This window comes from Pseudoalteromonas xiamenensis, assembly GCF_030994125.1.
Classification (GTDB): domain Bacteria; phylum Pseudomonadota; class Gammaproteobacteria; order Enterobacterales; family Alteromonadaceae; genus Pseudoalteromonas; species Pseudoalteromonas xiamenensis_B.
In genome coordinates this window covers 13,725-25,445 of record NZ_CP099917.1, presented here as the reverse complement: position 1 = coordinate 25,445, position 11,721 = coordinate 13,725, and the positions used below count along the sequence as shown (strand labels likewise).

11 protein-coding genes are annotated in these 11,721 nt (G+C 43.3%); 10 read left to right on the top strand and 1 reads right to left on the bottom strand.

The window, feature by feature from the left end; genetic code table 11:
- Positions 1–74: 74 nt before the first annotated feature.
- From NI389_RS00120 to asnB, 7 genes are all read left to right on the top strand, one after another.
- Positions 75–1,586, top strand: coding sequence for a leucyl aminopeptidase (locus tag NI389_RS00120; RefSeq protein ID WP_308361037.1), 1,512 nt, complete (start codon positions 75–77; stop codon positions 1,584–1,586).
- A gap of 77 nt (positions 1,587–1,663) precedes the next feature.
- Positions 1,664–2,311 (top strand): 5-oxoprolinase subunit PxpB, encoded by a 648-nt coding sequence (gene pxpB / locus NI389_RS00115; protein ID WP_308361036.1) that lies wholly within the window; start codon positions 1,664–1,666, stop codon positions 2,309–2,311.
- Complete coding sequence (locus NI389_RS00110) at positions 2,304–3,245, top strand: biotin-dependent carboxyltransferase family protein (protein WP_308361035.1); 942 nt, start codon at positions 2,304–2,306, stop codon at positions 3,243–3,245. Before pxpB ends, NI389_RS00110 begins: the two co-directional genes overlap by 8 nt.
- A complete protein-coding gene (locus NI389_RS00105; protein ID WP_308361034.1) occupies positions 3,242–3,976 on the top strand; it encodes a DUF969 domain-containing protein in 735 nt (244 codons plus the stop codon). Before NI389_RS00110 ends, NI389_RS00105 begins: the two co-directional genes overlap by 4 nt.
- Entirely contained in the window at positions 3,973–4,986 is a 1,014-nt protein-coding gene (locus NI389_RS00100; RefSeq protein WP_308361033.1) for a DUF979 domain-containing protein, read from the top strand. The genes NI389_RS00105 and NI389_RS00100 overlap by 4 nt, the downstream gene beginning before the upstream one ends.
- The gene (gene pcp, locus NI389_RS00095; RefSeq protein WP_308361032.1) at positions 4,986–5,657 is read left to right on the top strand and encodes a pyroglutamyl-peptidase I; all 672 of its coding nucleotides are present in this window, start codon (positions 4,986–4,988) and stop codon (positions 5,655–5,657) included. The genes NI389_RS00100 and pcp overlap by 1 nt, the downstream gene beginning before the upstream one ends.
- Before the next feature lie 254 nt (positions 5,658–5,911).
- Complete coding sequence (gene asnB / locus NI389_RS00090; RefSeq protein WP_308361031.1) at positions 5,912–7,582, top strand: asparagine synthase B; 1,671 nt, start codon at positions 5,912–5,914, stop codon at positions 7,580–7,582.
- 78 nt (positions 7,583–7,660) lie between these two features.
- On the opposite strand, the gene pssA is transcribed toward asnB, so the two are convergent.
- Entirely contained in the window at positions 7,661–8,986 is a 1,326-nt protein-coding gene (pssA, locus tag NI389_RS00085) for a CDP-diacylglycerol--serine O-phosphatidyltransferase (RefSeq protein WP_308361030.1), read from the bottom strand.
- Positions 8,987–9,241: 255 nt separating this feature from the next.
- Between pssA and trxB the strand changes: the two genes are divergently transcribed.
- From trxB to NI389_RS00070, 3 genes are all read left to right on the top strand, one after another.
- Positions 9,242–10,198 (top strand): thioredoxin-disulfide reductase, encoded by a 957-nt coding sequence (gene trxB, locus NI389_RS00080; protein WP_308361029.1) that lies wholly within the window; start codon positions 9,242–9,244, stop codon positions 10,196–10,198.
- A 92-nt stretch (positions 10,199–10,290) separates the two neighbouring features.
- Complete coding sequence (aat, locus tag NI389_RS00075; RefSeq protein ID WP_308361028.1) at positions 10,291–11,007, top strand: leucyl/phenylalanyl-tRNA--protein transferase; 717 nt, start codon at positions 10,291–10,293, stop codon at positions 11,005–11,007.
- Positions 11,000–11,704, top strand: a complete 705-nt coding sequence (locus tag NI389_RS00070; RefSeq protein ID WP_308361027.1) for an arginyltransferase — start codon at positions 11,000–11,002, stop codon at positions 11,702–11,704. The genes aat and NI389_RS00070 overlap by 8 nt, the downstream gene beginning before the upstream one ends.
- The last annotated feature ends 17 nt before the right edge of the window (positions 11,705–11,721 follow it).

Sequence of the window (11,721 nt, the reverse complement as noted above, 5' to 3'; positions counted from 1 at the left end):
CTTCACCGCGTGGAAATAGGCACACCCACTAATTTGCTGTAAAAAGCGCAAATCAAACTATTTGGAGATTTGCAATGTCTACGACCCGTGCTGTCGCATTTACTGCCGCAATAATAGCGAGCACCTCTGCAATTTCTGCGGACGTGCAGTTTTCACAAAAGCTAAACGCTGAAGCTGGTACATTAGTACTTTTTAAGAATGAACACATTAGCGCAAGTTACCCTTTCTTGCATGAAATGACGCAGCAACAGCTCGAAAAGGCAATGCTAGCTGCTCAGTTCAATGGTAAATACGGTGATTTTGTTGAAGTGCTCGCGCCAACAAACAGTAACTATGACCGCATTGTCATTGCTGGCATTGGCCATATAAATGAGCTCAATAAAAGTACGATGACGAAACTCGGCGGCAATCTCCACGGGTATTTACTCAAAAAGAAGGTAAAACTGGCCGAAGTCGCATTTGATGATATAAAAGGCGCTATCCCAAATAGTGAGCTCGCTGCAGAATTAGCGCACGGCATTCGCCTACGCGATCACACCTTTGACGAGTATAAGACTTCAACCGTCTCTCACGATTTGCGCTATCTTTTCGATGTTGAAAACACCGAAGCCACAGAACATTCGTACCAACAACTAATGCACATTCAACAAGGCGTATTTTTAGCGCGAGACTTAACCTCCGAAGTTGCGAGTGAAATGACACCTGTAGACTTTGCGAATTCCGCTAAAGAATTGGAATCACTTGGCGTTACGGTAACCGTCCTCACACCAAACGAAATGAAGGCATTAGGTATGAACGCTCTAGAAGGCGTTGGGCGCGGAAGTGTTGATGGCTCTCGACTTGTTGTTGCGCATTACAAGGGGTCAGACACACCACCCATCGCGCTAATTGGAAAAGGGATCACCTTTGATTCTGGTGGATACAGCATAAAAACCGGAGCTTCTATAGCCCGTATGAAGTCTGACATGGCGGGTGCTGCAGCAGCATTAGGTACAGTAAAAACAATGGCCTTGAGCAAAGCAAAAGTTAATGTAGTGGCTGTGATGGGTATGGCTGCAAACATGGTATCTCAGTATTCGATTGCACCCGGTGACGTGCTTCGAACCGCACAAGGCATTACAGTCGAAGTTGTTAACACGGATGCAGAAGGCAGACTCGTTCTAAGTGATGCCATGTGGTACGCGAGAACCTATTTTAAACCAGATATCATGATTGATATTGCGACATTAACCGGCTCAAAAGTCAGCGCGCTTGGCGACCGCTATGCTGGTATTTTTTCAGCAGATGATGAACTCGTGACGCAACTAACCGTCGCGGGTAAAACGGTCAATGAGCAAGTATGGCGTTTACCGCTTGGGTATGAAGACCAGCTCAAATCAGATATTGCCGACCTTAAAAATATTGGCAGTGGTGGTCCAGGTGCAACGACTGCAGCAGCATTTTTACAGCATTTTGCTGGAGATACTCGTTGGGTACACTTGGACATCGCAGGCAATGCGCTAGCGTCGAAAAGTCAGGGTGAAGTGCCAGCGGGTGGAACCGGATTTGGAGTTCGATTGCTGAGCGAATGGCTTTTAAGTAACTAGTCATACCAAAAAGGTCATGCATTTGCATGGCCTTTTCGTTATTCTCAAATAAAAATAATTAAGCTGTACAAAATATTATGCTGAATTGCTACGTTCTTTCACCTTCAATATTGGTCTTTGACGGTATTGCTGATAAGTCGTCCACGGAATCGGTTGCTCCCTTGACCTTCCTTGCAATTCAGCAACATTGTACGTTATATGAAGATTTTATCGATATTGTTCCCACGGCAAACAGCATCACGTTGTATTTGAGGGATCCAAAACGCCGTGAATTCTGGCGAAATTATATTTTGGAACACTACCTAAAATTTGAATACCAACGCGCGGATGCCACAGTCCACTGCGTACCCACGCGCTATGGTGGTGCCTATGGTACCGACCTTGCTGCCTTGTCTACTTTATTGAGTCAGTCGGTCGATGAGATAATTATGCAGCACAGTGCATTCGAATACATGGTGTCATTTATGGGGTTTTTACCCGGATTTGGCTACCTAACAGGCCTGCCTCCTGCTCTTCACGTTCCACGAAAAGCAGTTCCATCAACCAAAGTCCCTAGTGGTTCTGTCGCCATTGCCGAAGCATTAAGTGCCATCTATCCAAGTGCATCGCCGGGTGGTTGGCATGTGATTGGTCAAACCGATTTAAAACTTTTTGACCCCAATTCAACTCACCCATGCTTGTTTAAACCCGGTGATATTGTTCGATTTGAGGCACTCAATGATTGAAGTAGTTAATCCCGGCCCACTATCTACAGTTCAAGATTTAGGACGATTTGGTTATCGACAACAAGGTATTCCGCAATCAGGCGTGCTGGATCCACTTGCCCTTATTATAGGGAATCGTTTACTCGGCAATAGGGACGACGACGCTGCTATCGAGATTACGGCAGGCAACGCCGTTTTCCATTTTTTGGAAGACTGTTCATTTGTGCTGATGGGCAGTAGTCTCAATGCAACACTTAACGACATGCCAGTACACCGTGGGTGGTGCATGCAAGCCAAACAAGGCAATGTGTTAAGACTCAAAGGGTCCCAATATGCGCTGAGAAGTTACTTATGCTTCGCTGGTGGCATCGATGTTCCGCAGATTTTAAATTCCCGCTCTACGGATATTCAGGGGCAGTTTGGTGGGTTGTCTGGAGTGCCATTGCAATCAGGCACTGTTATTTCGCTATTTAAACCCCAACAAATACCGGTACCTAAACAAGGCGCGCTTCAACCGTCCTACCTCAATCACATCCGAGTTTTACCTGGTCCTCATCTCGCTTGTTTTGACGAACACTGGAAGTGTCGATTTACTGAAAAACCTTGGTTGGTTCAATTGTCGAGTAACCGTATGGGCACTCGCTTGATGCGGGATGATGTCGAATTTTTTAACCATAATATTCGAATTCCTTCTCAAGCCGTGCATCCTGGTGTGATCCAACTTCCACCGAGTGGCGAAGCGATGGTTTTATTGGCGGATTGTCAAACGACAGGGGGTTATCCCATCATAGGACAAGTGATTGAGGCGGACTTGCGGCATTTTACTCAACTGGGCTCAAGTCAACCTGTTTACTTTGAATTTGTGGACATAAACACAGCAGTAACAGCACACCAAACGACATTATTCCATTTAAATCGAATTAATATTGCAATAGAGAACAATAAGAAAAAATGACTGAATTAAATTTGCTCCCTCTCATTGGGATCGTGGTTGTTGTCGCGGGGTTTGCCTTTCGCTTCAATCCTTTACTCGTAGTCACTGTAGCCGGTCTAATTACTGGTTGGGCGGTTGACTTAGATTGGCTATCGCTTATTTCAACGTTCGGCGAAAAATTCATGAATGCTCGCCAACTCGCGAGCTTGCTGCTCATTCTGCCTATCATTGCATTACTCGAACGCTATGGACTACAACAACGGGCAAAAGACTGGATAGCAAGTATCAAAAGTGTAACAAGTGCTCGTATCTTGATGGTTTATTTTGTTGTCCGCGAATGTTCATCCGCGCTTGGCTTACTGAGTTTAGCAGGTCAAGCCCAAACCGTTCGTCCACTGCTTGCTCCGATGGCTTTGGGTGCGGCTGCGAATACCTATGGTCCTCTGCCAAAGGAAATCCAAGATAAGATCAGTGCACATGCAGCAGCCTGCGACAACATCGCAATGTTTTTTGGCGAAGACATATTTATCGCTTTTGGTGCCGTATTGCTTATGGATGCATTCTTAAAAGAAAATGGAATTCAAGGCATTGAACCACTCAATATTGGACTCTGGGCTATTCCGACCGCACTTGCTGCGCTTATATTCCATTGTTTTAGACTTGCTCGTTTAGAAGCCTCTCTCAGTCAAGACGTGCTAAAATATATCCAACAACAGCAAGAAACGTCAGTGGGTGAAGGAGAAACGCAATGAATGTCCTTTCAACCACAACTTCACTCGCACCACCTGCCGTGTTTGAAATTAATCATGTCTTTCTTGTCATTGGCTTGCTTGTAGCATTTCTAGTCATTAAAACTCTTAAAGACAAAGGGCATCCCAAACGCTACTCCACCGCATTATTTTGGGGACTATTTGGTAATGTTTTTTTGTGTGGTGATCTATCAATAACTCTTTTTGGTGAGCAAATCACTCACGTATGGGTTGGCTTTTCCGTCATAGCAATAGCTGTATTAGCCGGCTTTGGGTATGTATCCCCGGGCACATACGAGCATTTATCCGAGCAACAAAAGAAGCAGAGTGCCAATAGCATAGGTAATAAACTTTTTATTCCAGCGGTACTGATCCCCATCATTACCGTCATTAGCACGGTACTGTTGTCAGATATAAATATCTTTGGTCTATATCTATTTGATCAACAACACATTACGCTTGGAGCGTTAACATTAGCTTGCCTTATTGCGCTACTTGTTGGTTGGAAATACACCGGAGGTTCACCGTTGGTCGCGGTAAGCGAATCGAGGCGTTTAGTAGATTCAATTGGCTGGGCAGCCATTTTACCTCAGATGCTTGCGATGTTGGGGGTGTTTATCGTTGCGCAAACGGGCGATTCAATCAAAGAACTGGTCACACTCTTTGTCACACCTGAAAACAAATTTATGCTTGTGGTTATTTATTGTGTTGGAATGGCTATATTTACCATGATAATGGGCAATGCTTTCGCCGCATTCCCAGTCATGACAGCGGGTATCGCTATGCCGTTCCTGATTGAAATGCACGGTGCTTCCCCTGCTCCTTTAGTCGCACTAGGCATGTATTCAGGCTACTGTGGTACGTTAATGACACCTATGGCTGCCAATTTTAATATTGTGCCCGCAGCGTTACTTGATTTGAACGACAAATATCAGGTCATTAAAGTGCAAATTCCAACTGCTTTAATGCTGCTAACTTTTAATATTGTTTTAATGTATTGGGTAATTTTCTGATGGCAAAACAAGCAAAACCGTGCGTTTTAGTAACTGGTTTTGCCCCTTTCGGTGGCGAAACAATTAACCCTTCTTGGGAAGCAGTAAATCAACTCGAAGGTCTAGCGATTGGCAGACAAGATAGTCATATTATTCATACCAAAGAGCTGCCCTGTGAATTCAATAGCGCTTTGGATGCGCTTTATCAAGCAATCGATAAGTATCACCCCAGTGTCGTATTGTGTGTGGGTCAAGCTGGTGGCCGAAGTAGCATTAGTATCGAGCGTGTTGCGATTAACGTTGATGATGCTCGTATTCCTGACAATGCAGGAAATCAGCCAATTGATACGCCGATTGTTCAAGATGGCCCCGCCGCCTATTTCACTGCATTACCGATCAAACGAATACTCAAAACCTTACAAGAAAATGGCATACCAAGCGACATTTCAAACACTGCAGGTACTTACGTTTGCAATCATGTCATGTATGGATTATTGCATTACTTTGAGAACCAGCAGTTGTCTTGCCAAGGCGGTTTCATCCACATTCCTTATTTACCAAGTCAGGCAGTGCACCATTCCGGTGCACCAAGTATGTCGCAAGAAATGGTGAAAAAGTCGCTTCTCGTAATACTCAATGAATCACTAGAGTACAAACCAGACCTAAAAATAACTGCGGGGACGACCCACTAACCTAAATGCACCATTTTAGTTCGATTTGCGCACCATGTTGGTGCTCAAATTACACTAAAAAACTTCCAGTTAACATGTGACTTACGATTTCTTTTCTGTTAAATGTAAGGTGACTCAGAGCTAGTTTGTCTAGAACACTTGAATATACCGGTTAAAATAAGGTCACTCGTTGATTTAAATGTCGCGGTTGATTATTCCAAGTTACCTAGTTAAGCCTGGCATCTCTATAACATAAACACAGGAATGAGGTCTCTATGTGTTCGATTTTTGGTGTACTTGAGCTTCGCAGTGATCCTGCAGAGCTTCGAAGTCAAGCAATTGAAATGTCTAAACGACTACGTCACCGTGGTCCCGATTGGTCGGGTGTCTACGCATCAGATAAAGCGATTTTGGTTCATGAACGTCTCGCAATCGTTGGTGTGTCGAGTGGTGCTCAACCACTTTACAACCCTGAACGTACTCATGTACTCGCCGTTAACGGTGAAATTTATAACCATAAGCAACTCGCTAAGTCTCTCAGCGTCGATTTTGAATTCCAAACGGAATCGGATTGTGAAGTTATTCTCGCGCTATATAAAGAGAAAGGCCCCGAATTTTTAGATGATCTAAATGGTATTTTCGCGTTTTGTTTGTATGACGAAGAACAAGATGCTTACTTAATTGGCCGTGATCATATTGGTATTGTTCCGTTGTACACGGGACGAGATCAGCATGGTAACTTTTACGTCGCCTCAGAAATGAAGGCGCTTACACCAATTTGTACTCAAATAGAAGAATTTCCTCCTGGCCACTATTTATATTCAAAAGAAGGCACGCCAAGACGATACTATCAGCGTGAATGGCAAAAGTATGACGCCGTTGCAGACAACGATGCATCACCAGAGAAAGTCAGAGAAGGCTTAGAAGCTGCGGTTAAACGCCAATTGATGTGTGATGTGCCATACGGCGTATTACTTTCAGGTGGCCTAGATTCTTCTGTAATTTCTGCCATTACACAAAAATTCGCGGCTAAACGCGTTGAAGATGACGACGCTTCTGATGCTTGGTGGCCTAAACTCCATTCATTCTCTATAGGCCTGGAAGGTTCTCCTGATTTAGCTGCCGCGCAAAAGGTGGCAGATGAAATAGGCACGGTTCACCACCCTATTCATTTCACTGTCCAACAAGGGATTGATTCACTCAAAGAAGTTATCTATCACCTTGAGACGTACGATGTGACCACAATCCGAGCATCAACCCCAATGTATCTGATGGCACGTTACATTAAAGCCATGGGGATAAAAATGGTACTCTCCGGTGAAGGTGCTGATGAGTTATTTGGTGGTTACTTGTACTTCCATAAAGCGCCAAACGCAAAAGAGTTCCATGAGGAGTTGAACCGTAAAATCAGCAAACTACATATGTTTGACTGTTTACGTGCTAATAAGTCAATGGCTGCATGGGGTGTCGAAGCACGCGTTCCGTTCTTGGACAAAGAGTTCGTCGATATCGCGATGCGTGTCAACCCTGAACAAAAAATGTGTAAAGACGGTAAGATTGAAAAGCACATTGTTCGCAGTGCATTCGACGGATATTTACCTGATGAAGTCTTATGGCGCCAAAAAGAACAATTTTCTGATGGCGTTGGCTATAGCTGGATAGATTCACTGAAAGAATTTGTCGAGACTCAAGTGTCAGATCAGGATTTAGCAAATGCGGCTTTCCGCTTCCCAATCAACACGCCAGACAGCAAAGAAGCGTACTACTATCGCACCATTTTTGAATCGCATTTTCCTGGGGAAACTGCGGCTAAATGCGTTCCTCATGGTAAATCAGTCGCTTGCTCTACACCAGAAGCTCTTGCATGGGATGCAAGTTTTGCAAACAATGCCGACCCTTCAGGCCGTGCAGCCGGTGTGCATAACGCAGCTTATCAACAAAAGTAATCAGAAAACAAAAAGGCTCTTCTAGAGCCTTTTTTCATGTCGAAACGCGTTATCTAGTTTGTCGCTGATTAGCGTTTACTAAATAAACCGTTTAATAATGAAGTCTACTTTCACTCGTTTCGCTTGACCCAATAACTTTTTAACCGGTGTCGGGTAGTCATCCATCGTCTCTAAGCATTTTGGACCAGATAAACGACGACAGTGCGCGAGGATAGTTTCTTTCTCTTTTAAGACGGCATCTTTAATAACACCTTGCTGATCCTCGATCAAAATACCATTTTCGATATCAAGACCCCAAGCTCGTGGATTTAGGTTGTGACCGCTCATAAGATGAAGACGGTTATCCTGACAAACCCCTTTTAAGTGAAATGAATTATTTTCATCTTTCCACAGATAAACGTTTAACAAACCTGAATCGATAAAACGTTTTTGGCTTGTCAAAAACTTGTACAAAATTGTTTCGTATAGATAAGGCAATGCGCCAATCTTGCTGAAATTTTCCTCAGGTGAGATATAAAAATCGTTTGCGGTTTTGTCACCTACAACAATCGTCACTTTTTTGCCAAGTTTCAGCAATCGACGAAGGGAACGCAGCAATGGTGCAGGGAAATTAAAATACGGTGTATACAACACTAATTCTTGTTCAGTTGTATCAAATAAGTACTTAATCAGGCGGTTAAGTTTATTCGAACGTCGACCGAAACCTAAAAATGCACGCACATTTAATGGAGAATTGCTCTCAACCGTACCGCTTTCATACTGAGCACTTTTAAGTGTTTTCATCAATTGTCGCTGAGCACCCTTGATGTCCGTAAAGCTTGGTAACGGTCGCATATCCAGTCTAGGTACTGCCTCTGAACTCAGCAGATAAGTGCTTGTGAATTTACAAATTGCATCACAGAGTTGAGATTGTTGGAGCAAAAAGTATCGGTCCAAACGATATCTAGATTCATACTGCAAGTAGACATTATTTAAACTGGCACCGCTGTAAAGCAACGTATCATCAATAACGAAGCCTTTGACATGCAAAACGCCAAACAATTCTTTTGCTTTGACAGGCACACCATAAATTCGAACATTCGAACGATGTTGTTCAAGTGCATCACAATATAATTTAGCATTTCCTTCACACTGAGCTTGGCCAATTAAGCCTCGTTGTGCGCGATGAAAATCGACAAGGACTGTGATTTCTAATGCAGGATTCGCAAGTGACGCCTGATGAAGTGCTTCGAGAATTTCTCGTCCGGCTTCATCGTCTTGCAAATACAAAGCGGTCATAACAATACGACGTTTTGCATTTTTAATTAACGACATTAACGCGCTACGATACTCGCTCGCGCTCGTTAATATTTGTACGTCCGTTGCATCTAACCCAAAAGCGGGTTTTTCTTGCCAAAAAACCATAATTACCTAATCAAGTTCGGCTGTCCATAATAGACACCATACAGAAATTCGCTAGAACATAGCAAAAAATATTAAAGAGGTCATGGTTTAACGATAACAAACACGTTTAAAGGCTTAAAAATTACTCAAGTACAGTTTTTTTGACATCTTGCTTATTTAGAAAAAAACAAAATCGCCATTTTTGTTTACTTCGCTCTTGAATTACTTAGAATCAGTCGCATTGTACAGTTATTAAGAATTCGATGGGAAAAATCCATGAGCAACACGAAACACAGTAAACTACTTATTCTTGGTTCAGGTCCTGCAGGTTACACGGCTGCCGTTTATGCTGCACGTGCAAACCTAAACCCTGTTTTAATTACAGGCCTGCAACAAGGTGGACAATTAACGACAACCACAGAAGTAGAGAACTGGCCAGGTGACGCGCACGGTTTAACCGGCCCTGCGCTAATGGAACGCATGAAAGAACATGCGGAACGTTTCGAAACAGAAATTATTTTTGACCACATCCATACCGTTGACGTAACCAATCGTCCTTTCACATTAAAAGGCGACTCTGGCACATACACCTGTGATGCGCTTATTATCGCAACTGGTGCATCGGCTAAATACCTTGGTTTAGAGTCTGAAACAGCATTCCAAGGCCGCGGTGTTTCGGCGTGTGCAACATGTGATGGTTTCTTTTACCGTAATCAAAAGGTCGCGGTTGTCGGTGGGGGAAATACGGCAGTCGAAGAAGCTCTTTACCTCTCTAACATTGCTGCTGAAGTTCACGTTATTCACCGCCGTGATACATTCCGCAGTGAAAAGATCCTTGCAGATCGCCTAATGGATAAGGCTCAAAATGGCAACGTCGTGCTACACCTAAACAAAACGTTGGATGAAGTACTTGGTGATGAGATGGGTGTAACTGGGATCCGCATTAAAGATACTGATTCTGGTGAAACCAATGATTTAGATTTGGCGGGTGTATTCATCGCGATTGGTCATAAACCGAACACGGATATTTTTGCAGGTCAACTTGAAATGAAAGACGGCTACTTAGTCGTTCAATCAGGATTGAATGGAAATGCAACACAAACAAGTGTTGAGGGTGTATTCGCTGCAGGTGACGTAAGTGACCACATTTACCGTCAAGCAATTACCTCTGCGGGCACTGGCTGTATGGCAGCGCTAGACGCAGAACGTTACCTAGACAATTTAGGTAAATAAGTTAGCATTAAAAAGGCGCGTCAGGCGCCTTTTTAATTGTCTATATTGATAAATGCGTTACCTTGGTTAGGCGTAATACATGAAGTAGCATAATGAGCCAACAGTTAGTCATCTTGTCACACACCAACATAACATTTCCACCTCCCTCACATGCGTTGACTGATCCAGATGGCTTGCTCGCCATTGGAGGAGATCTTTCTATTGACCGCTTAAAAGCAGCCTATTCAAATGGAATATTTCCCTGGTTTAACGATGAAGAACCTATTCTTTGGTGGTCACCAAGTCAACGAGGGGTGATCGAGTTAGATGATTTTCATGTCTCTAAATCAACCAAAAAGACCTATCGCAAACTCAGACTCGAAGCCTCAGTAAATAAAGCCTTTTCACAGGTGATAGAAGCCTGCAGAGCACAGCGCCTCGACAAAGAAGGTACTTGGATTAATCCGGATATGATTGCAGCTTATCATTTGGCACATAAAGCTGGTATAGCGCATAGTCTTGAGATATGGCTCGAGGGGCGCCTTGTGGGTGGTCTGTATGGGATAATGCAAAATGGTGTTTTTTGTGGCGAAAGCATGTTTTACAACATAACCGATGCATCTAAAATTGCGATGTGGCAACTCGTGTTATGGTTAAAGCGTCACAACGCACATTTCATCGATTGCCAGTTATTGAATCCATACTTAGCCACATTAGGTGCAAAATCTATATCACGTGAAGAATTTTTGACTAAACTTAATACTGCGAGGAATTACAACGTTCCCAACACAATGTGGCAACCCCAATCGCTTGGAGAGATATATGAGTGATCACTTTCCTGCTAAAATTGGACTGAGTCAGCAGTTTCCGTGCAGTTATTTGGAGGACAAACAAGAGCAACTCCTTGTTATCCTAGACCACAATTATTTTACCGCCAAGCGGTTTGAGTCTTTATTAGAGATGGGCTTTCGTCGAAGTGGAGACCAAATATACAGACCGCATTGTCCTGCATGTCATGCTTGTCAATCTGTTCGCGTGGTTGCGACTCTATTTGCGCCAACAAGTTCTCAGAAAAGAAAGTTAAAAAAAGCGAACAATCAATTTCAGTTCGTGGTGTCACATCAAGAGAGACCGGAGTACTACGACTTATACGCTAAGTACATCACTGAGCGTCATCAAGATGGCTCTATGTACCCACCAAATCGTGTCCAGTACGAAAGCTTTCTATTCTGCCGTTGGCTCCCTGTCACGTTTTTAGAACTCTGGTACGATGATACCCTTATTGCAGTAGCTGTAACTGATACAATGCCAAATGCGTTGTCTGCAATTTATACTTTTTACGATCCTTGCTTTGAAGATTTCAGTTTGGGCACCGTAATGATTTTATTGCAAATTGAGCATGCAAAAAAACAGGGGAAACAACATGTTTACCTTGGTTATCAAATAGATGACTGCAAAAAGATGAGATACAAAACCCAGTTTACACCAGCAGAGCGACTACAAAATGACCGTTGGTTAAACATTTAGCTAACATTTAATTTAGT